The sequence below is a fragment of the Lutibacter sp. TH_r2 genome (genome assembly GCF_033101135.1).
GTDB lineage: Bacteria > Bacteroidota > Bacteroidia > Flavobacteriales > Flavobacteriaceae > Lutibacter.
Genome location: NZ_JAWMPV010000001.1, coordinates 545,828 through 568,639, shown reverse-complemented (window position 1 = coordinate 568,639; position 22,812 = coordinate 545,828). Strand labels below are relative to the sequence as shown.

At 26.7% G+C, this 22,812-nt stretch carries 21 protein-coding genes; 6 read left to right on the top strand and 15 right to left on the bottom strand.

The annotated features are described in order from the left end of the window. Positions 1-462 precede the first annotated feature (462 nt). From R3X25_RS02245 to R3X25_RS02235, 3 genes are all read left to right on the top strand, one after another. Positions 463-1,185, top strand: coding sequence for a LytTR family DNA-binding domain-containing protein (locus R3X25_RS02245; protein WP_317671425.1), 723 nt, complete (start codon positions 463-465; stop codon positions 1,183-1,185). After that, positions 1,178-3,292, top strand: coding sequence for a sensor histidine kinase (locus R3X25_RS02240; protein WP_317671423.1), 2,115 nt, complete (start codon positions 1,178-1,180; stop codon positions 3,290-3,292). The genes R3X25_RS02245 and R3X25_RS02240 overlap by 8 nt, the downstream gene beginning before the upstream one ends. 183 nt (positions 3,293-3,475) lie before the next feature. Further along, complete coding sequence (locus R3X25_RS02235) at positions 3,476-6,709, top strand: leucine-rich repeat protein (RefSeq protein ID WP_317671421.1); 3,234 nt, start codon at positions 3,476-3,478, stop codon at positions 6,707-6,709. A gap of 265 nt (positions 6,710-6,974) precedes the next feature. Here R3X25_RS02235 and R3X25_RS02230 read toward each other — a convergent pair whose 3' ends face one another. The 10 genes from R3X25_RS02230 to R3X25_RS02185 all read right to left on the bottom strand — a co-directional run bounded on the left by R3X25_RS02230 (position 6,975) and on the right by R3X25_RS02185 (position 15,730). Further along, the gene (locus R3X25_RS02230; protein ID WP_317671419.1) at positions 6,975-7,163 is read right to left on the bottom strand and encodes a hypothetical protein; all 189 of its coding nucleotides are present in this window, start codon (positions 7,161-7,163) and stop codon (positions 6,975-6,977) included. A 308-nt stretch (positions 7,164-7,471) separates the two neighbouring features. Next, positions 7,472-7,645 (bottom strand): hypothetical protein, encoded by a 174-nt coding sequence (locus R3X25_RS02225; RefSeq protein WP_317671417.1) that lies wholly within the window; start codon positions 7,643-7,645, stop codon positions 7,472-7,474. 765 nt (positions 7,646-8,410) lie between these two features. Further along, positions 8,411-9,001 carry a hypothetical protein gene (locus R3X25_RS02220; protein WP_317671415.1) on the bottom strand — a complete coding sequence of 197 codons (591 nt, stop codon included), beginning with the start codon at positions 8,999-9,001 and terminating at the stop codon, positions 8,411-8,413. A 444-nt stretch (positions 9,002-9,445) separates the two neighbouring features. Next, positions 9,446-10,474 carry a putative manganese transporter gene (locus tag R3X25_RS02215; protein ID WP_317671413.1) on the bottom strand — a complete coding sequence of 343 codons (1,029 nt, stop codon included), beginning with the start codon at positions 10,472-10,474 and terminating at the stop codon, positions 9,446-9,448. A gap of 45 nt (positions 10,475-10,519) precedes the next feature. After that, on the bottom strand, positions 10,520-11,017 hold the full coding sequence (locus tag R3X25_RS02210) for a DUF1847 domain-containing protein (protein WP_317671411.1): 498 nt from the start codon (positions 11,015-11,017) through the stop codon (positions 10,520-10,522). A gap of 691 nt (positions 11,018-11,708) precedes the next feature. Beyond that, positions 11,709-12,941 (bottom strand): multidrug effflux MFS transporter, encoded by a 1,233-nt coding sequence (locus tag R3X25_RS02205; protein WP_317671409.1) that lies wholly within the window; start codon positions 12,939-12,941, stop codon positions 11,709-11,711. A 119-nt stretch (positions 12,942-13,060) separates the two neighbouring features. Beyond that, positions 13,061-13,768 (bottom strand): peroxiredoxin, encoded by a 708-nt coding sequence (locus R3X25_RS02200; protein WP_317671407.1) that lies wholly within the window; start codon positions 13,766-13,768, stop codon positions 13,061-13,063. A gap of 5 nt (positions 13,769-13,773) precedes the next feature. Further along, positions 13,774-14,238, bottom strand: coding sequence for a DNA starvation/stationary phase protection protein (locus R3X25_RS02195; protein ID WP_317671405.1), 465 nt, complete (start codon positions 14,236-14,238; stop codon positions 13,774-13,776). Between the two features lie 77 nt (positions 14,239-14,315). After that, positions 14,316-14,879, bottom strand: coding sequence for a Crp/Fnr family transcriptional regulator (locus R3X25_RS02190; RefSeq protein ID WP_317671403.1), 564 nt, complete (start codon positions 14,877-14,879; stop codon positions 14,316-14,318). A 176-nt stretch (positions 14,880-15,055) separates the two neighbouring features. Further along, entirely contained in the window at positions 15,056-15,730 is a 675-nt protein-coding gene (locus R3X25_RS02185; protein WP_317671401.1) for a Crp/Fnr family transcriptional regulator, read from the bottom strand. Between the two features lie 250 nt (positions 15,731-15,980). Here R3X25_RS02185 and R3X25_RS02180 point away from each other — a divergent pair, with 250 nt between their 5' ends. From R3X25_RS02180 to R3X25_RS02170, 3 genes are all read left to right on the top strand, one after another. Then, positions 15,981-17,201 (top strand): MFS transporter, encoded by a 1,221-nt coding sequence (locus tag R3X25_RS02180; protein ID WP_317671399.1) that lies wholly within the window; start codon positions 15,981-15,983, stop codon positions 17,199-17,201. Between the two features lie 168 nt (positions 17,202-17,369). Further along, a complete protein-coding gene (locus R3X25_RS02175; RefSeq protein WP_317671397.1) occupies positions 17,370-18,323 on the top strand; it encodes an SLAC1 anion channel family protein in 954 nt (317 codons plus the stop codon). 26 nt (positions 18,324-18,349) lie between these two features. Beyond that, a complete protein-coding gene (locus tag R3X25_RS02170; protein WP_317671395.1) occupies positions 18,350-18,856 on the top strand; it encodes a DUF302 domain-containing protein in 507 nt (168 codons plus the stop codon). Positions 18,857-19,121: 265 nt separating this feature from the next. Here R3X25_RS02170 and R3X25_RS02165 read toward each other — a convergent pair whose 3' ends face one another. The 5 genes from R3X25_RS02165 to R3X25_RS02145 all read right to left on the bottom strand — a co-directional run bounded on the left by R3X25_RS02165 (position 19,122) and on the right by R3X25_RS02145 (position 22,810). Then, positions 19,122-19,421 (bottom strand): chaperone modulator CbpM, encoded by a 300-nt coding sequence (locus R3X25_RS02165; RefSeq protein ID WP_317671393.1) that lies wholly within the window; start codon positions 19,419-19,421, stop codon positions 19,122-19,124. Between the two features lies 1 nt (position 19,422). Further along, complete coding sequence (locus R3X25_RS02160) at positions 19,423-20,316, bottom strand: J domain-containing protein (RefSeq protein WP_317671391.1); 894 nt, start codon at positions 20,314-20,316, stop codon at positions 19,423-19,425. An 88-nt stretch (positions 20,317-20,404) separates the two neighbouring features. Then, positions 20,405-21,358: a radical SAM protein gene (locus R3X25_RS02155; RefSeq protein ID WP_317671388.1), complete on the bottom strand. Its 954-nt coding sequence runs from the start codon at positions 21,356-21,358 to the stop codon at positions 20,405-20,407. A gap of 17 nt (positions 21,359-21,375) precedes the next feature. Then, a complete protein-coding gene (locus tag R3X25_RS02150; RefSeq protein WP_317671386.1) occupies positions 21,376-21,813 on the bottom strand; it encodes a CGGC domain-containing protein in 438 nt (145 codons plus the stop codon). A gap of 151 nt (positions 21,814-21,964) precedes the next feature. Next, positions 21,965-22,810: a damage-control phosphatase ARMT1 family protein gene (locus R3X25_RS02145; protein ID WP_317671384.1), complete on the bottom strand. Its 846-nt coding sequence runs from the start codon at positions 22,808-22,810 to the stop codon at positions 21,965-21,967. Positions 22,811-22,812 lie beyond the last annotated feature (2 nt).

The following is a 22,812-nucleotide window of genomic DNA, read 5'->3' as shown; positions in this document are numbered from 1 at the left end:
AGAAGTGAAATAAAGCTAGGCTATGGTGTTGTATCTTGAAAAGGCAAAAATGAGAGCTGTTTGGAAAGAACTTTAAAACAATAATTTAAGTATTTAATAGAGCGGAGGTGTTGATTTAAGAAACTACTTTATGAGTGCTATCAATTAAGATAACCTGTATATTGTATATATGAAAACTATTCAGTAAAGAGTTTAAAATTCATTTATTGTTTAAGTTATTGTAAGCAATTTAAGTATAAAAATGGTATTTGTTTAAACTTATAACTCGAAGGTCGCTGGTTCGATTTCAGTTTTCGCAATTAAGTAGAGAATTTAGAATTAGGTTCTCTTTTTTATGCTGAAAATTTAATGGAGTAAAAAATCTATATTTAATTAATACTAATTTGTATTTTTTTATTAAAATAAGTAGGTTTATAATCAATAGAATTCTTATTTTTGATAAAATAATGTACCCCAATATACATGACTTTAATTAACTCCATTCTTATAGATGATGAGCAAAATGCCTTAGATTCTTTAGAAATACTTTTAAGTGAATATTCTTTTATTAATATTCTTCATAAAATATCAAACCCGTTAGATATTTTTCCAATTTTAATGAATTCCAAAGTCGATTTAATTTTTTTAGATATTAGCATGCCAGTTATTAATGGTATAGGTTTATTAGAGAAAATTAGAGAATGCAATTCAATAGTTAAAATTGTTATGGTTACGGCTTACGATAATTATGCTATGAAAGCAATTAAACACAATGCTTTTAGTTATTTATTAAAGCCAGTAAGTAGAGTAGAGTTAAAATTTACTATAGAAAAACTTCAAAAAAGTATAGAAGCGAATAATGAAAGAAAGAAATTAAAAAAGATTTTAATAAATTCAAAAGGAAATACAGTTATAGTTGAGCCAAATGATGTTGGTTATTTTGAAGCTGAAGGGAGTTATACACACGTTTATTTAAAAAATGGTTCTAAACTTATAGCTTCAAGTAATTTAGGGGTTCTTGTAGATAAGTTTCCAAAATGCGAGTTTATTAAAATAAATCGTTCTACGGTAGTTCACAAAAACAGTATAATTTCAATACATAAAAAGCAAAAAAAATGCTTACTACAATTAAATGAAAAGGAAATAGGTTTATCAGTGTCAACAACATTTTTAAGAGAATTTAACTCCATTTTTAATAATGCGTAAAATTTGGAGAGAAACTTTTAAAAATTATTTATTTATATCCTTTTCGAGTCCTTGGTTGTTAGCATTAATCCCAACAATAATTATTGTATTACTGTTGCCTGAGTTATTTCATAAATATAATTTTACTTTAGAACAAAAGGAAGATAGAGCAAAAACAAAAATGCTAACTTTTTTTAATGATATTAATGGTGATGGTGTAAAAGATAAAATTGATGTTTTAAATTATAGAAACATATCTGCTTGTTGTAATTTTCAAGAAAACAATAGTTTATTAAAAAAGCAATTTAACTTTTATGGTAATTTGCTGAATCAAGAAAATTTAAATATTCCAATTTTTAATGATGTAACCTATGATGGTATTAAAGAGCTATTTGTTTTTACTCAAAAAGCAGATTCATTGTTTTTAAATGCTGTAGATTTTAAAGAGTCTAAAGTAATTTTATATGGTAGATTTATTACTAAAATTGGTGATGCAAGTACAACTGCAAGAGATTTTGTTTTAAGACCAATAATAAATCATGATTATAATAATGATGGTATAAATGAAATGTATTTTTTAATAAATGGAGGCTTTTCATTAGTTCCCAGAAAAATAATGGCTTATGATTTTAAAAATGATACATTAATAAGTTCAATAAATACTGGCAGTCAGCATTTTGTAACACCAATTAAAACTGAAGACAATAAATTGTATTTAATTAGCACCACAAAAGCTACAGATAATTGTCCACAAGATTTTTCGTACCCTTATAAAGATAATAATTCTTGGATATTTGGATTTAATGACAAGTTGGAGTTTACCTTTAAGCCAATTTGTTTTAAAGGCACTTCAACAAGGGTAAACGGACCAGTAGTTTTTAATAATGAATATCATTTTTATGTTTTAAATGGACAAGAAAATAATAATTACGCTTTTGCAATAAATCAAAAGGGAGACGTTCTAAAAAAAACAAAAAAGAAGGCATTAATTTTAAAGGACAAAGTAATACCTGTTAAAAATAAAGACAAAAAGAGTGTAATTTTAGAAGGTGAATATAATAATAACATAAAACATTTTGAGTATCAACCAGAAACTATGACTGTTTTACAGTCTCATTTTACAAATAACTTACCAAATTCTAGTTTAGTTCCATTAAAAATTGATAGTAACAAACAAGGGTTTATTGGTGTTAATAACAAAACAAACTTGGCATACTTGTATCTAAATAATTTTAATGAAGAATTAGAATTTAATGGTAATTTGTATTTAAAAAGCTGGAATTTTTATACACAAACTAAAAATATAAAAGAAGGATGTTTAGTTAAAGTAACAGATAAGTATTTTTTATATACATTTTTATTAACCAAAGCTACATATTACCCATATAGGTTTTTATTATTTATTTCTATTTATTTATTAAGTGCTGGTTTTGTGTATTTACCTCAAAAATTGCGAAGGCATATTGTATTGAAACGTGAAAAATTACAAAAAGAAATTACAGCATTGCAATTACAATTGGTAAACTCTAAATTAGATCCTCATTTTACATTTAATGCACTTAACACAGTGTCTGCAAAAGTTTTAAAAGGAGATAGATTTGAAGCCTATGATTTAATGACAAGCTTTTCTAGTCTAATGCGATCGGCATTGTTCTTTTCAGATAAAGATAGTTGGAGTTTAGCTGAAGAATTAAACTTTACCAAAAGTTATTTAACTTTAATGAAAGGGCGTTTTAAAAACAGATTTAGCTATGCAATTGTAGTTGGAGAAGTTGTAAATAAAAAGAAAATTACTATTCCTAGATTATTGGTGCAAAATTTTGTGGAAAATGCTGTTAAACACGCATTTAATGGAATCGATTATGAAGGTCTTATAAACATAAGAGTTAAAAATTTAGATGAAGCTGTTAATATTTCAATTATTGATAATGGTATAGGGCGTAAAAAAGCACAATTAAAAAACAATAATAATCCAAACAAAAGCGGAAAAGGTATTGGTTTAAATAAAAAACAAATTGAAATTTACAATAAGTTGTATAAAACTAATATTACAATAGAAATTATAGATTTGTTTAATACAAATATTTCTACAGGAACAGAGATTAAAATTGTAATTCCTAATTTGTGATAAGTCTTTTTTAGGCAATTTTACCATATTTTATAGCTGTTTTTCGCTAAAAAAAATATTCCTTCGTCTAGAAAAAGTGCTACTTCATACATAAAATAGGCAGGTTTATTAAGTAATCTTACACTTTTAAAAAGGAAGAGGTTTTCATCTTAATTTTGAGTTTTAATTTAAAAATTAACCCAAATGAAAAGAAATTTACTCTTATTTTTTATTTTTTTATGCGCTTTTGCAGTTAAAGCACAACAATACACATTAACCGATGACGATGTTGTAGTTACGGATGGTGTAATTATGAGTTGTTCTTATGACTTTACATTAACAGATATAATAATACCCGAAACATTAGACGGGCAAACAGTGACAGAGATTTGGGGATCTAATCTTGTCTTCGGCTCAGCTTTTATAGAGAAAGGTATCACTTCAATTGTATTCCCCGAAACGTTATTAAAAATAGGGCGTTATACATTTTATAAAAATGAATTAACAGAAGTTATTATTCCTGATAGTGTAATAGAAATTGGTGATAATGCTTTTCGAGGAAACCAATTAACAAGTGTTACTTTATCTGATAACCTCAAGGTTTTAGAAACTCAAGTTTTTACATCTAATAATCTAACAAGCATTACAATACCAGAAGGCGTAACAGAAATTGGAGATTCTGCATTCTCATCTAATTCATTAACAAGTGTTAGTATTCCTAATAGTGTAACAAATATTGGAGAAGGAGCTTTTTTATCTAATAGTTTAACTTCCATTACACTGCCAACGGTAGATATAACAGGCTTTATAAATTGGATAGATGAAGATGGAAATACATATTCGAATGGAGCAGTTGTAACAAATTTATCCAGTTTTTTTATAGCACAGTTTGCTCAGACTTTAACAGATGATGATGTTGTAGTTGTAGATGGTATAATAACAAGTTGTACTTTAGATGATACTACAACCAGTATTACTATACCAGAAGTGTTAGATGGGCAAACTATAATTGGTTTAGGAGATAACTTGTTTAGTGGTGATGCTTTAACAGCGGTTGATTTACCAGAAACAGTAACTACTATTGGAGATTGGGTTTTTTATAATTGTAACCTCACAAGTATTGCTTTACCAAGTGGTTTAAGCTCTATAGGAGATCGTGCGTTTAGTAGTAATTCATTAACTGAAGTTTTATTGCCAGAATCTTTAACCTCTTTAGGTTCATATACGTTTGCATATAACAATTTAATTGAAGTAAATATTCCAGGTAGTGTAACAGTGATAGAAGATTATGCATTTAGAGCTAATTATGATTTAGCAAAAGTTACCATTAATGAAGGTGTTACCTCTATTGGGGAAAATGCATTTGGTTATTGCTACGATTTAACAGATTTAAGTATTCCAAATAGTGTTACTTATATTGGAGCAGGTGCTTTTGATGGTTACACTTCTAAATTAGCATCTTTTACTTTACCTTCACCAATAAAAACAGGATATACAGTTAATTGGATAGATAGTAATAGTGTTGAGTATACAACAGGAGCAGAAGTAACAGATAAAGCAGTTTCTTATACTGCAAATTTTGAAATTAATACCTACGTAATTTCTGGTACTGTAAGTGGTGCAGATGGTGTTAGTTTAACATTAAGCGGTGATGTAGAAGAAATACAAACTGTTACCGCTAGTGGAGATACTTTTAACTTTAGTGTTGAGTACAATAAAAGCGTTGTACTTACCGCATCTAAACTAGGATACTTATTTGATACAGAGGAATATTCTTTTCCAAATATATATGGCGATAAAACTGAAACTAATTTTACTGCAAGTATAAATGAGGAAATTAACACTTACGTGCCAGATGATAACTTTGAACAAGCTTTAATAGATCTAGGTTATGATGCTGATTTAGACGATTATGTGTTAACAGAAAATATTAATACAATAACAAGTTTAGATGTTGCTTCAAAAAATATTGCTGATTTAACAGGTATTGAAGATTTTGTTGCTTTAACAAATTTAAATTGTTATTCAAATGCTTTAACAAGTTTAGATGTAAGTAATAATTTGAATTTAAATGGTTTACAATGTTATTATAATAAAATTTCAACTTTAGATGTAAGTGCAAATACATTACTTCAAACTTTATATTGTGGAGATAATCTATTAACAACATTAGACGTAAGTTTAAATACAGCATTAGTAAATTTAGGTTGTACTGCAAATCAACTAAAAACATTAGATTTAAGTAGTAATTTAAATTTAAGAACATTAGGTTGTCCATCAAATGAATTAATCAGTTTAGATGTAAGTGCTAATACGGCATTAACTTATTTGGTTTGCGAATCTAATCAATTAACAAGTTTGGATGTAAGTGTTAATACGGAATTAACTAATTTATCTTGTTCTTCAAATTCTTTAACTAGTTTAGATTTAAGTGCTAATACAGCATTAACTTCTTTATCTTGTTATTCAAATAGTTTAACTAGATTAAATGTGAAGAATGGGAATAATATAGCCCTTACAACATTCTATGCTGATGAAAATCCAAATTTAACCTGTATTCAAGTAGATGATGCCGAGTGGAGCACAACCAACTGGACAGATATAGACGCGCAATCTTATTTTAATGAAGAAAGTTGTTTTACCTATGTTCCAGGCGATAATTTTGAACAAGCTTTAATAGATTTAGGTTATGATACTATTCTAGACGATTATGTGTTAACAGAAAATATTAATACATTAACAAGTTTAGATGTTGGTTCAAAAAATATTGCCGATTTAACTGGAATTGAAGATTTCCCAGCTTTAACATATTTGAGGCTTTCTTACAATAATTTAACAACTTTAGATGTAAGTAATAATATTGCTTTAGAAAAATTATATTGTGGTACAAATGCTTTAACCAGTCTAGATGTAAGTGCAAATACAGCTTTAACTAATTTAAATTGTGATGTAAATGAATTAACCAGTTTAGATGTAAGTGCAAATACAGCTTTAATTAATTTTAGATGTGATTCTAATAATTTAACAAGCTTAAATATAGCAAATGGAAATAATGTTAATTTTACTAGGTTTTGGGCTTATTCTAATCCAAATTTAACGTGTATACAAGTAGATGATGCCGAGTGGAGTACAACCAATTGGACAAATATAGATACTACAGCTAGTTTTAGTGAAGATTGTAGCTCTACTTTAGCTACAGATAATTATGAAATAGAGAATTTTAAAGTATACCCAAACCCAAGTAATGGAGATGTGTATATTTCTGTATCCGAAGAAGCGGCTTATCAACTTGTTAATTTAACAGGTCAAGTTATAAAACAAGGAAAACTAGTTGATGGAGTCAATAATTTAAATTTAACTGGTTTTAATAAGGGTATGTATTTTGTAAAAATTAAAACAGACAATGCAATACATACAGAGAAATTAATTTTTAAATAGCATAAAAAGAGTATTTATATTAAAAGGCTAAACTTATTAAGTTTAGCCTTTTTTGCATTCTAGATAATAGTAAAATTAGTGGATTGGTTTAATAAGTAGTTTTTTATTTAGAAGGCTGAAATTGACTAAAAAATGGTAAAACAAATTAGCAAAAAAAACTTTAAATAATTAAATGTGTTTATTAATTATAAACTTATTCTCTTAAATCTATATCTTTTAACTCTTGTTTTTTATAAATAAGTTTTTCTTTTCAATTTAGTCAATACTAATTACGTGCAGTTTTGATATTCCCAAAAATCAAAGACGTACATAATAATCCAATTCCAATTCCTATAAAAGAACCTTTCGCTAAATCAGGTAACTCAAAGTAATAAGAAAATACTTGTGAAGTAGCAATTATAAATATTCCCATAGATACTAAAATTAGTGCTTTTCTTTTAGTTAGTTTTTTCATTTTAATTGTGTTTTAAATGATTTGTATTTCAATTCTAGTATTTGTTACAGATTTTCCTCAAATTATTGGCAACGGTTTTGGGTTTACTTTTGTTGGTTTAACTCAAAGTTAATTAATAATTTTGAACATTTGGTTAATTAGAGGTTTCTTGTAAAGCGAACAAAAAAGCAATGAAATAAACCCATTGTTATATGCTGCCTTTTAGTCTATTATTTGATTATTTAATTTCTCAAATTCAGCAAATAACTTATTTAGTTTTATGTTTTGTTTCCTTTTATTTTAATTTAGATACAAGGAATGCCAAAATGCTACAAACTAATTAATTTATTATGTAATTCATTCAGAGATAATTTAGTTATCATATAGATATCTTGACTAAAATATATTATTGCGCCATCTTTATATTCTTCTATTTTTTTTATTTGATCTGCATTTAAAATTACTCTTTTTCCTTTTCTATCTTTAATATCTAATATTTTCATAAAGTGCTATTTTTTATATTTGCTAACGGTTTTGTACAAGGTTTAGTTGCGTGTTTTAAGCACCTAATTTAGTAAATACAAACCGAATAGCAAATCCGTGAGGATTTTAGTAAGTAGGTTAGAACCAAACAATAATATATATCCGTTGTTTACCTATAGTTATTAATCTACTAACCAGTCTAAAACATGTAAAATATTATTCAGTCCAAAATAAACATAAACTTCACGATTAGGTTTTATTAGTAAATGATTTATATTAAAATCAGAACTTTGAAAAAACAACTTTTCAATTAAATTATATTGGTCTAAATAAATGTGGTTTTGTTATTCGATTCAATTTGTGAGTTCTTGGTTCCAATTAAAAAAGATTGATATTGTTTAGAATTGTTTTTTATCCATTTTCAATATTTTTTATTTTTAGAGTATTTATAAATATTCTTATTATTCTAGTATAAATTTTTCTATTATCAAGTTATTCAAATTCAGCTTTTGTTATTTGATTATTATTGAAAATAATAGTGAATTTTTTTGCTAAAATTTTGACTAAAACAGGTAACTGAAATTAAAAAAAATATTAATATAGTTAGATTTTTCTTTATAATTATAGGTAGCGGTCTTGGGTTTACTTTCGTTGTGTTGGTTTAGCTCAAAGTTAGTTAAAATTCTTTTAGACATAGTTTATTAGAGGTTTCTTGTAAAGTGAACAATAAAGCATTGAAATAAACACGGTGCAAGCAAATATTCAATTTAGATTCCTAGAAATAATTAAAAAGAAAACGAATCTTTTTTTATAAAATTCTCGTAATATGATAGATACTTGGTGTTAGTTTCACCTTTTAATGATAATCTATAAAGTTCTTCAATAACCTTTCTTTCTCTTATTAGTAAATTTCTTTCACTTTGGTCTTTATCGTCTTTTAAAATACCGTCTTTAAAAGATAATTCACGAACGTTTTTAAATTTCCAAGTTTGATGAAACCCACTATGTATATACAATTCATCAATAAAATCATTCATAATAATTAACTTACCAGAAAATAGAATTTCCTTATCTATATTTTCATACTTTAAGTCAGACATTAAATTGATTTCTACTTTAGGAAGAACACCAAAAATTTTTTTCGGGATATAATTTTTAATGCCTTTTTCTACTAAATCTAAATCAACGGCTTCTATTGTTTTAAGTTTTAATCGATTATTCTTTATTTCAAAGGTTTGATTAAATTCTCCTCCTGCAGTTGTTTTTTCATAATATCTCAATCCAAATTTTTTCAAATCAATTGATATTCTGTTAAAATTAGGTGATGTGTAATATTCTTCTATGTAAATTATAGAATCTGTTCGTTGAGCGGTCATTAAATATTTGTTAACGGTTTATTAAAGTGTTGGTAGTAGTATTATTTTAATATATTTTTCAATTCAATTATTGTGTATACAGGATTTTTTTATGAGGTATTGAATATTCCATAGTTTTTAATTTTCAACATAAACCACATAGGTTTTTGTAATTTTTCAAAATCAAATATAGGTTAACTTAAACATTTGAACTATGATATTTATCAAATGACATATCGATTTAAAGCAATATAGAAATTTCAACATTTAATAACGCTAAAGCCATCACTAGTTTAAAAAAACTTGATCATTTTTTTAATTCTAATAACTCTTTATAATTTTTTTCTGTTTTCGACATTTTTAATTTTTGAAACATCAGTTTTTTTAATGTTTATTTGAGAAGAGTTTTTTTTTATTTGATTTCGTAAATTTTCTATCAATACAATTTTTGTTGCAGCAAAATATTTAAAAACCAAAAAACAAACCTATTCCTCCAATTGCAAAAGCATATAGTATATTAATTAGCTTTACAATAGCAAAACCTTTTTTAGATTCTGCCAACAAAGGAAGCATTCCATGTCCATCTTGTGATATTGAATTTGCTAGTAAAATACTAAACGGAATGGTACCTGAAGCAAAAAGGGTAACAAATACTAAATGCGGACCAGATTCTGGAATAAAACCAGCTACAACTGCAACAAGTAACACAATAAAAATATTATTTGATATCCAACTTTCTAAGTTTATATAAATTGTTAGAAAATGCATAATTAGTAATACCCCAAAAACCCATAAAAAAATTCGAGGTAAATGAACTTTAACTATATGCTTCCAAATATGTTCTTTTAAAAAATGATTTGGTACTGTTATTAAAATAAACAAAGCCAATAAAAATGTGAATAATAAAGTAATTCTAATCCACAATTCTGCATCTTTTACAAATGCTCCTGTAAGTAAACCAATTATTAGAGCTAAAATTCCAACCGATAATGAAAGTCTATAAAATGAAGGATGAATTATATTAGACCAAATAATATTCTTTTGAAAACATAAACAATCTTTTTCAGAATGTAATTCGAATTTATGATTTGATTTATTATTTAATAAGTTAGCAGGCTTGTAGAATTTATCGGTTAAATATCCTGCTAATATTCCTAAAGCAAATAATAAAAAAGTAAGTAACAATGCTTGTTTTGGAAACATTGCAAACATTACAAAAGCTTCATCTCCACTTGTTGCAATCATAGCTGTAACCAATGCGCCAAATGAAACCATTCTATGTGAAAAAAGGGCTACTATTGTAAATGCTCCTAAACAACCCGGAATTGCTCCTAAAAGCGAAGCAATTATATACTGTTTAAACTTATTACCTTTAAAATATTTTTGCCAAACACCTTTAGATTGAACATTAATATACTCAATAACAACCATCATAATAAACACAAAACTTGATATTATAACAGCCTTTAAAAACAATTTATAAATAACTTCCATAGTAATTACAATTATGTTTTCAATTTTAAATTTAATTTAGAATTTTTACAATTCTTTTTCTATTTCTCTAAAGGCAATTTCTGGCCTATTACTATTAGTAAAATCTTTATCAAACAAGTTTGTTACTAATCCCTTTGATTTTTTACTAAAAATCATATCATGTCCAACACAAAGTCCCATAGAAATATTTAACTCTGTTTGTTTACTATTTAAATAATCTGCCTGCCCTGCAGGATTGCACATTACTCTATTGCTTTCGCCTCCTAAAATTTCTTTTTTTCTAACTTTATCGTGTTTACATCCCACCGTATAAACCGTAAAGTTTTTAGATAAATATTGTTTCAGAATTTCTGCTTTATGCGAAAAAGTTATACAGTGTGCAATACCTATTCTACTAATATTCATACCCTTTGCGATATTTACAATCTCGTTAATTCTATTAGATCTCGTACTAGTAAAATCGCAATTAGCTTGCATAATTTTTTTAAATTCTGTTGTATATAAATTATTCATGTTTTTTGTGCTATTTTTATTAATAACCATTGATTTTTAATATTAATTTATTTCATGTTTTAAATCAAAGAATTACATTTTCGCTTAAATATTAATTCTTTAATAAATAGTTTTTTAACTAATTACTTTTTAGGTGTTATAGGTTATAAATTAGAAAAATATAAAGTGTGTTTTACTTTTAAATAGTAAATAATTGAGTGATATATTGTTTTTTAATTCCTTCAATTAAATATTAAAACTTAAATAAGTAGTACTAAAAATTTTAACTGCTTTTTTAAAATTATAGTACAAAGGTACATACTTTTTCTTATTATTGCAACAATGTTACAATAAGATATAAAAAAGACAAATCAAATTTAAAAAGGTAATTTTAAAATGTATTCAAGATATAGAAATCTATGGATTAAGGTCTGACATTATAGAATCTCAATCACATAATTTTTATAGAGTTACAACCTATAGCGTTCTACAAAGTTTTATTGATGAAGGTATTATTCATAAAGTTGTTTTAAACAATGGAAAGTTTTACTATTTTAAATATAAAAATTGTACTGAAACACATTTTTACAATCATTATCACTTTAAACACAATGTGTGCGGTAAAGTAAGCTGCTTAAATAATGAATTACATTTTGATTTACAACAAGGTTATATTGTTGAAAATTTTAATTTATGAATTTCTGTAATTTGCAGTAATTGTAATACTAAACATTAAATTAATTTACATATTAACACTGCTTAAATCCATTACCTTATATTTTTTAAAGGCACCTGCAAATAAAATATTACCAATTAGTGTACACATAAACATTGCTGTACCCAAAGGAATTAAATTTTTAGCATGAAACAATGCTATTATGCTTCCTATTATAAAACTTAAAACAAAACGCATTATTCCTATTGCAGCATTTGCTGAACCCGCAACTTTAGGGTTATGATTTAGTATTACAGCAGTACCGTTTCCAAAAATTAAACCTAAACTTCCAACAAACACAACTATACCAATAAATACAGCCCAAAACATTGGAGTTTCTTCTCTAACAGCTAAAAACAATACAATACCTGCCAATAGCTGTAAAATTAAACCAACTCTTAACAATTGCATTGGTTTATACTTTTTTAACAATTGTGTATTTAAAAAAGATAAAATTATATTAAGAATAATATTTGACCCAAAAAGTAATGGGAATTTTTCTTGAGAAATACCAAAATATTCTATGTAAATAAATGAAGCTCCTGTTAAAAATATATACATTCCAGACATTGAAAAACTAACAGCAAAAAGTGTAGTTACAGAAAGTTTATCAGAAAAAAACACTTTATATTTATCTAAAAACTGACTTGTTTTAATAGACTTTGTAATTAGTAGTTTATCTCTAGACTCTGGTATAAGTATTAAAAATGCAATAAATAATAACAAGGCAAAACCAAACATAAAATAAAACACACCTTTCCAACCAATAAGTTTAATTAAAACAGCTCCAATTACTGGTGCAAAAAGTGGCGCAAGCATCATCATCATACTTACTACAGTTATTAATTTAGCCACTTGTTTTCCTTTAAACCAATCTCTAATATAAACGTTTGATGTAACGGTTGCAAAACCACCTCCAAAAGCTTGCAATACTCTAAAAAATATTATTTGTTCTATCGAAATACATTCGGTAATTATTAATGAACTAATACCATAAAGTGCAACACCTATTAAAGTTATATTTTTTCTACCAAAAGAATCGGACAATGGACCTCCAAAAAAATTACCCAATGCAAACCCTAAAAAATAAACTGTAATTGTAAGCTCAACTAAACTGAATTTTACATTAAAATAGGTTGCCATTAAAGGCATTGCCGCTAAATAAGAATCAATTGCAAATGGAGATAAGGTTACTAATGCCGCTAGCATTATAGTTATAATGGGTAATCCTTTTTTATGTATATCTTTTATATATGCCACTTTTAAATTATATTAAAATAGTTAAATATGTAATTAATATTAATTAACAAAAGAGAGGTAAATACTTAACTTAAGTATTTACCTCTTGTAACCTATTTATTTAACTTAAATAAGTAGTTTTAACTTAATATTTCTTCAATAGTTATGTAATCACCAACTTTTCCTGTCATTTTTTCAACATCTGTTTGAACAGGAAGTGTTTTTTTTCCTGGTCTCCAACCTGCAGGACAAACTTCTCCTGTTTGGCTTGCATGTTGCCAAGCTTTAATTTGTCTAAGAAATTCATCTACATTTCTCCCAACAGAATCAGCTTGTACTTCTTGAGCTACACAAACACCATCAGGATTAAACAAGAATCTACCTCTAAGTGCTACACCTTCATCTTCAATTAAAACTCCAAAATCACGGCTTACTTCTTGTGTTGTATCAGCTCCAATTGTTAATTTTAAACCTTTAAGAATTGGTTCAGTTTCAACGAATCTTTTATGCGAAAACTTTGAATCTACCGATACAGGTAATAATTCTACTCCTAGTTCTTCAAACTCATCGTAATGAGCATTCATTGCTGCAATTTCTGTTGGACATACAAAAGTAAAATCAGCAGGATAAAAACAAACTACTGTCCATTTATCTTTATAATCTTTACTTGATACAGTTGTATAATGTCTTGTTTTAGCATTGTATGCTTCCATTTCAAATTCTGGCATTTCTTGTCTAACCATTGTTGCGCTCATATTTTTTTTATCTTCTTTAATTTCTGTATTATTATTTAATTCTTTTGTTTTGATTTTCTTTTTAAGTGGTTTTATACCATTTACACATGCCATAGTTTTTATTTTAATTGTGCGTTTAACATCCAAGTCATTTTTTCTTGTTCTCCTATATATTCTGATAACAAGCCTACTGTACCTTCATCTCCATTTTCTGAAGCAAACGATAGTATTTCTCGTTCAATATTTAAAAGTTTTTGAGTATCGTTAAGTAAGCTATTTATACTTTCTTCTGAAGAACTTACATTTGTTTGTTCATTAATTTCAGAAATTTTAAGGTATTCAGAAAAGGAATGCAAAGGTTTTCCGCCAAGAATTAAGATACGTTCAGCAACTTCATCAGCCATTTCATTTAAACTGTTATAAACCTCTTCAAATTTTGAATGTAGCGTAAAAAATTGTTTCCCTTCTATATTCCAATGGTATCCACGTACATTCATATATGCAATTTGTAAACTGCTTAAGTACGCATTTAATTTTCCTACTACTTCTTCGGAATAATCCATATTAAATCCTATTTTATTCATAAATATTATTTTTAGTTAAATATTTACAGCAAAATTAGAACTTAGAAGTCTGGTATTTTTTTACAAATGTTAAAAAATTATTTCTTTGAACGTAAGCGACTCAATGATACTTGTGAAATACCTAAAAAACATGCTGTATCACCTAAACTTATACGGTGTTGTAGATGTCCATATTCCGTAATAAAATTTTTATATCGCTCTGAAGCATTTAAATGAAGCATGGTTTTTAAACGCTCTATGGACATGATTGCTATATTAGAAATTATTATTCGAATAAAATGTTCAAAAGAATGGTGATTTTTGCAAAGGTTTTCCAAATCATCATACTCTAAATAAATTATGGTGGTATCTTCTAAAGTAATCGTAGAATATTCAGCAGGTAAATTTCTAAGGAAACAATCAGAAATAGTTACAAAACGATTATCACAAAAAAACCGTAATATAAACTGATTACCATTGTAATAGTAATAATGTTTTAACATTCCCTGCTTAATAAAATAAAAACGGCGTGAAACCCTACCTTTTTGATTAACTATTTCACCTTTTTTATACTTTTTTATTTTTAAATGATTTAGTAAATCCTCTTTTGTTTCCTTTGAAATAGGAGCAATTAGCTCTAATTGTTTAATAAAATCATTCATTTTTTCTAAATATAAAATAGCTTTAAAAAGTGTTATGTTGTATTATACTGAAATAGGTAGACCATATTTTTGAATTTATATGGTTAACATTTCTAAATTTTGTTTATTAATTTTAGAGTTTTTGTAGTTCACATTTTTATTTAAATGTACTTGAAACGGCGTTATTAACTACAAACTTATCCTCTTAAATCTATATCTTTTAACTCTTGCTTATTTTTAATAATTATTTCTTTTCCTTTCAAAATAATTAATCCATCTTTTTCAAACTCTTTTAAAAATTTCACTGTACTTTCTACTGTAATTGATGCAAAATCGGCTATGTTTTGTCGAGTTAAAAAATTAAAAACATTATAATCTTTTAATTCATCCGATGTTAAGTATAAAATAGCAGAAGCAAGTTTTCCTCTCATTTGTTTATAGGATAAATTCTTTATAATATCAATATACCTACTTTCATTCATGTTATTTTTTGAAGTAAGTTGCATTGAAAAATCTGTATTTCTTATTAAAACTTCTTTTAAGGCTTCTTTTTCTATCATGCAAAAAGTTGAATCGCTAAGTGAAATTGCGGAATACTGGTAGGTTTTTTTATTAAAAACAGATGAAAAAGCTATAAAATCGCCTTGTTTGGCCAAGTGGATATTAATTTGTTTAGACTTTCCAAGTTGTAAATATACCATTGCTAGGCCTGAATTTACAAATAAAACATGTGGAGCAAATGCTCCTTGCTTAAAAATAGTTTCACCTTTTAAATAGGATACTTGTATTTTTCTTTCATTTAAGAAAATGAGATCATTTTTGGGTAAATTATTAAAGCATCCTGAAATCTGCTCTATACTATTAAGTTCCATATTTTATTAAATTCATTTTCAAAAATTGTAATGCTAAAATACTCATGATTTTTTTAATTCTAAACATAGAAAAGTAAAAAACATACAACATATATTGTTATTGATATACTACGGTGAAATTAAAAACTATTATTTAATAAGAATTTTATTATAATTTTCCTGTTAAATAGAGGCAATACTCCAATTGCTTTTTCTTGCCTTAAAACCAACACGTATATATTTTTGCGCTACAAAAAAATATAAGAATTAAGTGACTTTACCTAAAAATATATCAAAACATAATTACTACTCTTTTTTATGGCATGCTGGATTTTTGGCTTTTGCCCAAAATTTTATAGATGTAGATACTATAATTCCAGCTATGGTTATTGAAGCTGGTGGTAATTCATTACATGTAGGTATTATGGTTGCTATTATGATGGGAGGATCTAGTTTAACCCAATTATTTTTTGCTCCTTTTGTAAACAATAAAAAATATAAGAAAAAGTACTTGTTAGCAGGTATTAATTTAAGGGTTATTTCATTGTTAGCATTAGCGTTTATATTGTATTCACTTTCTATACATTATTCTTCATCTGTTTTATGGTTTATTTTTATTTTTATTTCATTGTTTTCATTTAGTGGTGCATTTACCAATATTAGTTATGTTGATGTTATTGGTAAATCAATTAATCAGGAGAATCGAAAGTCGTTTTTTTCTGCTCGTCAGATAGTTGGGGGAATTATTGTTATATCAACAGTTTTTTTAGCAAAAAGAGTATTATCTAGTTCTGAATTTCCTATAAATTACTTTAGCATGTTTTTGATAGGAGGTGCAGCTTTATTTATAGCTTCAGCAGGTTTTTGGAATGTTAAAGAGGTAGTGCCATCAGGAAGTAAAATATCTGGTATAAAAGGTTTTTTAAAAAGCATGAATTTTGAGTTGAAAAACAATAAAAAATTGCTCTATTTTTTAGGCTTTATTAATACTCAAGGTGTTGTTATATCAATTATCCCTTTTGTAATGCTTTATGCTAAAGAACACTTTTATACTGAAGCATCTGATACCGGTATATTTCTCCTTTTTAAGGTAATTGGTGTTGTGACAATGAGCTTTTTTATTTTAATTTTAAATAAAAAAATAAAATATCGAGCACTATTATTCAGCAATGTTTTTTTATCATTATTACTTGCATTAATCACTATTTTTATTTCTGAATCCGATTCTTTAAAGTGGATATTTATTTTGGGTGGCTTTACAGTTTCTCTTTACGCGGTTACGTTAAATGGAGTGTTACTTGAAATATCTGGAAATGAAAACCGAGCATTGTATGCTGGTTTTGCCGGAGCAGGAAATATTATTCCAACTATTTTTCCGCTTATTTCAGCAGGTATAATAAACCAATTTGGGTATGTGGTTTTCTTTACTGTTTTTATGATTATAATTTCTACATCCGCATTTTTTATTTTTAAACTTAAATGCATTAAATAATTATAACGTATACACCGAGAATAATTATAAGAAAAATAACTTAATGGTATTATAAAATTAGTAGCGTACTTTTAAATTAATTGAAGCTATATAAAAGCAATAAATAAATTATAAACAAAAAATCAAATTTTAATAAAGTGGAATTTTTCCCTTTAAAACTATATTATTATGAAAAATGAAAAACTTCAATATTTTCCCATCACTGCATTTGCAATTATTATGGGATTGTCGGGGTTAACTATTGTGTTTGGTAAATTTTATCATATGCAATGGTTGCCTAAAGTATTATATGATAGCTTATTGTTTTGCACAACAGGCTTATTTCTATTTTTTCTGTTTACATACGGTAGAAAAGCTTTAAAACATTTTGATGAGGTACAAAAAGATTTTCGTCACAGAATTCGCATTAATTTCTTTTCAGCAATATCTATTTCATTTTTATTGTTATCCATTGCATTTATGACTTATTGGCCTTTTCTGTCTCTTGTTTTTTGGTGGGTTGGAGTTATATTGCATACGTATTTTATGCTTCATACTATAAGCTTTTGGATACAACACAATTTTGAAATTCAGTTTATGAATCCAGCGTGGTTTATACCAGTAGTAGGTAATATTTTAGTTCCTGTAGCCGGAGTTGAATATATGCCTAAAGCATTTTCATTTGTTTATTTTGCAATTGGATTCTTTTTTTGGATAATACTATTTACAATTTTTTTAAATAGAGCAATATTTCATTATCAATTACCACAAAAATTTATTCCTACACTTTTTATTTTAATTGCACCACCTGCAATTGGGTTTATTGCATATATCCGTATTTCTCAAAGTTGGGATAATTTCGCTGTGTTTTTGTTGTTTATAGCTTACTTTTTTGTTGCTCTAATACTTTTCTTATATAAAAGCTTTAAAAAACTAAAATTCTTTATTTCGTGGTGGGCATTTACATTTCCACTAATGGCAATTACTTTGGCATCTGTTGTTGCTTACCAAGTTTCATCTGTTACTATTTATAAATATTTAGCATTTGGAATGTTGGCAATTGCCTTAATTACAGTTGTATTTGTTACCTGGGTTACTATAGGAAAAGTGCGACAAGGAGAAATTTGTGTAAAGGAAGATTAATCAATAAAAATTTAATTAAAAATAAAATGAAAACAAAAGTATTAACAATTGTATCCGTTGCTTTCGGGTTTATAGTAGGAATTATATTTACAGGTATTACAATATCCATATCGTCAAGTGAAATGATGGTAAAGGAATTTAAAAGTCCTTATAACTTTGAAAAAACTGTTCATGTAATTACGCAACGAATTAATAATAAAGATGGTTGGAACGTTACTGGTATTATTGACCAAAATAAAGAAGTAACTGAAAATGGAGGTTTTGAGATTGGTAATTTTAAAATTATTAAATATTGCCACGGAGGTTATTCTGCTCGTATGTTAAAAGCTGATGATCGAAAAAAGATTGGTAATATGATGCCTAAATCATTTGCCGTTTATGAGAAATCAGACGGGCAAGTATTTGTGTCAACTATGAATGGTGGTGTTATGGGAAAACTTTTTGGTGGAGAAATAGAAGTGATTATTGAAGAAGTTTCACTTGAAGTAGAAGATATGATGCGTTTTATTAATTTAAAATATACGTTGTTTTAAAAAATATAAAGACAAAACTATTTATTCTTGCACCAACCATCAATCAGTTTAATTTTATGTAATTCAATTTTTTAGTTTTACGTATGTTTTTTTAAATGGTTGGTTGCTTTTTCACATTTAATATGGAGGTGAGTTAGTTGCTAGTAAACATCATTATTTTAATTGGATGGCTTCATATTTATAGTAAACTATTACTAAATTCTGGGGGAAACATAACTATTCATTTGATATTGTTGAAGTATCGGCATTTGAAATTCTATTTTTGCTATAAATTATCTTCGTAAAGGCGTAATTTATTTTTTAGATAAATTACTTCTTCTTGTAATTTCATTTCCTTTTTTAAAAGATTGAATACAATATCAATACCTTCAATATTAACATTTAACTCGTTGTGAAGTCTAATCATTTTTTCAAGATCATTTATTATATCTTGATGAATAAATTTATTTTGTTCTACTCTTTCAATTTTTATAAGCCCCACATTGTCTAATGCTTCAAAAAAAGAAAGTTCTATTTTATAGTGTACGCAAAGCTCATCTATTAGTATTAAATCTTGTGTTGCCATTTTATTTTAATTTTTGTAATTCTGTAAACAATGCTTTTTCTTTATCATTTAATTTTGATGGAATTTTTACATGATATGTAATTATTAAATCACCAAATTGATTGGGTTTTTTATACATAGGAAAACCTTTTCCTTTGAGTTTAACTTTTGTTCCATTTTGAGTTCCTGGTACAATTTTTAATTTAACTTTTCCTTTAAAAGTATTAGTAGTAATATCACCACCTAAAATAGCAGTGTATAAATCTAAATCAACAGTGGCATATAAATTATTGCCATTGCGTTTAAATGTTGTGTTGTTTTTTATAGAAAATTTAATGTATAGGTCTCCATTTGGTCCTCCATTTAGACCATCTCCACCTTTTCCTTTTATTTTAATTATTTGACCATTTTCTATACCTGCTGGAATAGTGAGTCTAATTTTACTATTATTTACAGTTAATACTTGTTGATGAGTTTCGTAAACATCGTTTAAATTTAATTGCAATTCTGCATTAAAATCTTGTCCTTTAAATTTTCTACTATTATGCGATGAATACCTTTTTGAACCTCCAAACATAGATTCAAAATAATCTGAAAAGTCTTGATCAGAATATGCTTGATTTGAATTAGAATAACTTTGGCGTTGCCTATTAGATTGTTGTTGCTGTTGTGCTTTTTCAAATTCTTCTCCGTGTTTCCAATCTTTTCCGTATTTATCGTATTTTTTTCGGTTTTCGGCAGAACTCAATACTTCATTTGCTTCATTAATTTCTTTGAATTTTTTTTCAGCTTCCTTGTTGTTAGGATTTAAATCTGGATGGTATTTACGAGCTAATTTTCGATATGCTTTTTTAATTTCAGTATCTGTTGCCGTTTTTTTAACACCTAATATTTTATAATAATCTATAAATGTCATTGATTTATATTTTTAAAGAACCTAATATTTTAATTGTATTCTGAATTACAAGGCATTACTAATTTTTTTGTTTTATCTGTAGAATGTTTTAAATTTTACAGTGTTTATTTTTTTTAATTTGATAAAAATCTCCTCTTTTTTGCGTAACAATTTCTATTTTATTGTCTGAATCTAAAACAGAAAGGTATTTATTAATTTCATTACTATGAATTCCTAATATTTTTTCTAAATCGTCAAGAGTGCAAGGTCTTCGTGTTATTGTACCTAATATTGTAGATTCTATATCTTTTCTATAGGATTGTATTTTTTTTCGTTCTTTAACTGCTGAAATAATTTCTACATTATCTAAATTCCAAAAATCAACTATTTGCTGTAATTCTTCACTTGTAGCACTTCTTAAACTTTTAATAATTCCGGGTCTATCTAAACTATTTAATTGAATAGTATCTGGATTGATTTTTAATATGATTTTTTTTAAAGCTATTAATTCACTTAACGAATTATTGTAACCCGGTAAAATAAATATTTCGAGCCAAATTTTTCCTTTAAAATTTTTACAAAATGAAATTAATCCGTTTATATATTTTTCTAATTCTAACGTTTTTACTGGACGGTTTAATTTTCTAAAAACACTTTCAGTTGCAGCATCTAACGATGGTAGTAGTACATCAACTTCTTTTAAAGATTCTTGTACATTTTTATCAAACAATAGCGTACCGTTTGTTAGTACAGCAATAGGTAAAGTAGGTTTGTGTTTTTTTATAAAACTAATAATATCTCCTATTCGAATATTAAGTGTTGGCTCTCCATATCCAGAAAAAGTAATATAATCGGGATCGGGATTATTTTTAAAATACGAAGTTAATTCTGCTATAATTTCATGATAGTTTATATACTCTTTTCTTTCAAGTGTTAGTTCTGTTGTTTTACCAACTTCGCAGTATACACAATTAAGGGAACATACTATTTTGGGCACTAAATCAACTCCAAGTGACATTCCTAATCTTCTTGAAGGAACAGGTCCAAATAAAAATTTATACATTTTATTTAAGCTTTTAGTTAATTATACTTTTCTCTTAAAACTTTATTACCTAATGTAGGTTTAATTAATTCCTTCCATTTATTAGTTAGCCAAGTTTTAAGGTTTTGATGTGTAGTAAAATACTTTTGTGGAATAGGATGGGTTCCAACAACAACTTTTATAGTGTATTTATCTTCAATAAATTTTTTAAAATAAGATATGTAGGGGCAAGGTGGATAACCAACAACAAATCCCGTTGCAAAATGAATGGTTTTTGCACCATTTTTAATCATTTCTTCTGGTGTGTATTCAATATTTCCACCAGGACATCCTCCACAACTAGTATATCCAACTATTTCTAAAGGTTCTTTTTTACTGTAGATGTCGAATGCTCCTTCTCTGTTTTGCATGGCTCTAAAACATTTTCCACCTGCACAATTTTTGTATCTGTCGCAAATTATAATTCCTATTTTCATGTGATTAATTTTTTAATTTGTTTTCACACAACAATCTGCTAAACACTGTTCTATATCTTTAACTAAAGGTACAAAATATAGAGGTAATACAATGTAATATCAATTACTAATTAATAAGAAAGTTATAGTTGTAAATAGTGTTTATACGGATCTAAATTTTATGTTCTTTAAGAATAATAGCGTTATCTTCTATGCCAAGATGGTTTGCTATAATTGGGCATTTTGATTTTAATAAGAAAAAAACTTGCCTGTTGCAATCAGATAAGCCTTCATAATTTCCTTGTCCTTTACTTATAACAAGTCCAGTTGTGTTGAAAAGTTCTAGAAATTCAGGTGTGCTTTGATTAAGAATAACACCTGGAGATTTACAGCCTGAATCAATTAATTCTGTAACTTCATGTAATCCTGAAGCTATTGCATCTTCCCAAGTAACATCATTTATTATGGGAATTGAACGTACAGCATATTTTACTGGTTTTTTTAATTCATTAATAAGTATTTTGTCGAAAACTGATTCGCCAACATTATCACCAATATAAAGTATGTTTTTGGTTTTTTTTAATTGCTTTTTAAAAGCAGTATAGTCAAAAACTGCAAATTCTTGTTTCAATATTTTTTTTACATCACTTACAATATCAAATGCTCTACTAACTCCTAAATCAATTATATTTCCGGCAATGGCAATTTTTATGGCAGTAAGAAGTTTATCATCGGAATTGGCTACTATTTTTTCTAATTCAGGATAAATGGCTTTTGTTTCTTTAAGATGTTGTTTTTTAATAGCTTTAAAAGGATCTTTTACACCAGTAACTTCTCTAACAATGCCATAAATCATCATACCTGTTTCTGCTGGTGTAGCATTCATTGAAACGTTTTTTACCATTTCACCAGTTTTATCCAGAATTAGCTTAATTTTTTTTTCGTTAGTAGTAGCCAATCGTCCTGCACGTAATGCTTGTTGCATAAAGCAGGGAATACAATCAAGGTAAGTTTTCATTA

What these genes read in the sequence shown, in the direction of transcription:
- R3X25_RS02245 (WP_317671425.1), top strand. Translation starts at nt 463, where the DNA reads ATGACTTTAATTAACTCCATTCTTATAGATGATGAGCAAAATGCCTTA.
- R3X25_RS02240 (WP_317671423.1), top strand. Translation starts at nt 1,178, where the DNA reads ATGCGTAAAATTTGGAGAGAAACTTTTAAAAATTATTTATTTATATCC.
- R3X25_RS02235 (WP_317671421.1), top strand. Translation starts at nt 3,476, where the DNA reads ATGAAAAGAAATTTACTCTTATTTTTTATTTTTTTATGCGCTTTTGCA.
- R3X25_RS02230 (WP_317671419.1), bottom strand. Translation starts at nt 7,163, where the DNA reads ATGAAAAAACTAACTAAAAGAAAAGCACTAATTTTAGTATCTATGGGA.
- R3X25_RS02225 (WP_317671417.1), bottom strand. Translation starts at nt 7,645, where the DNA reads ATGAAAATATTAGATATTAAAGATAGAAAAGGAAAAAGAGTAATTTTA.
- R3X25_RS02220 (WP_317671415.1), bottom strand. Translation starts at nt 9,001, where the DNA reads ATGACCGCTCAACGAACAGATTCTATAATTTACATAGAAGAATATTAC.
- R3X25_RS02215 (WP_317671413.1), bottom strand. Translation starts at nt 10,474, where the DNA reads ATGGAAGTTATTTATAAATTGTTTTTAAAGGCTGTTATAATATCAAGT.
- R3X25_RS02210 (WP_317671411.1), bottom strand. Translation starts at nt 11,017, where the DNA reads ATGGTTATTAATAAAAATAGCACAAAAAACATGAATAATTTATATACA.
- R3X25_RS02200 (WP_317671407.1), bottom strand. Translation starts at nt 13,768, where the DNA reads ATGGCATGTGTAAATGGTATAAAACCACTTAAAAAGAAAATCAAAACA.
- R3X25_RS02195 (WP_317671405.1), bottom strand. Translation starts at nt 14,238, where the DNA reads ATGAATAAAATAGGATTTAATATGGATTATTCCGAAGAAGTAGTAGGA.
- R3X25_RS02190 (WP_317671403.1), bottom strand. Translation starts at nt 14,879, where the DNA reads ATGAATGATTTTATTAAACAATTAGAGCTAATTGCTCCTATTTCAAAG.
- R3X25_RS02185 (WP_317671401.1), bottom strand. Translation starts at nt 15,730, where the DNA reads ATGGAACTTAATAGTATAGAGCAGATTTCAGGATGCTTTAATAATTTA.
- R3X25_RS02175 (WP_317671397.1), top strand. Translation starts at nt 17,370, where the DNA reads ATGAAAAATGAAAAACTTCAATATTTTCCCATCACTGCATTTGCAATT.
- R3X25_RS02170 (WP_317671395.1), top strand. Translation starts at nt 18,350, where the DNA reads ATGAAAACAAAAGTATTAACAATTGTATCCGTTGCTTTCGGGTTTATA.
- R3X25_RS02165 (WP_317671393.1), bottom strand. Translation starts at nt 19,421, where the DNA reads ATGGCAACACAAGATTTAATACTAATAGATGAGCTTTGCGTACACTAT.
- R3X25_RS02160 (WP_317671391.1), bottom strand. Translation starts at nt 20,316, where the DNA reads ATGACATTTATAGATTATTATAAAATATTAGGTGTTAAAAAAACGGCA.
- R3X25_RS02155 (WP_317671388.1), bottom strand. Translation starts at nt 21,358, where the DNA reads ATGTATAAATTTTTATTTGGACCTGTTCCTTCAAGAAGATTAGGAATG.
- R3X25_RS02150 (WP_317671386.1), bottom strand. Translation starts at nt 21,813, where the DNA reads ATGAAAATAGGAATTATAATTTGCGACAGATACAAAAATTGTGCAGGT.
- R3X25_RS02145 (WP_317671384.1), bottom strand. Translation starts at nt 22,810, where the DNA reads ATGAAAACTTACCTTGATTGTATTCCCTGCTTTATGCAACAAGCATTA.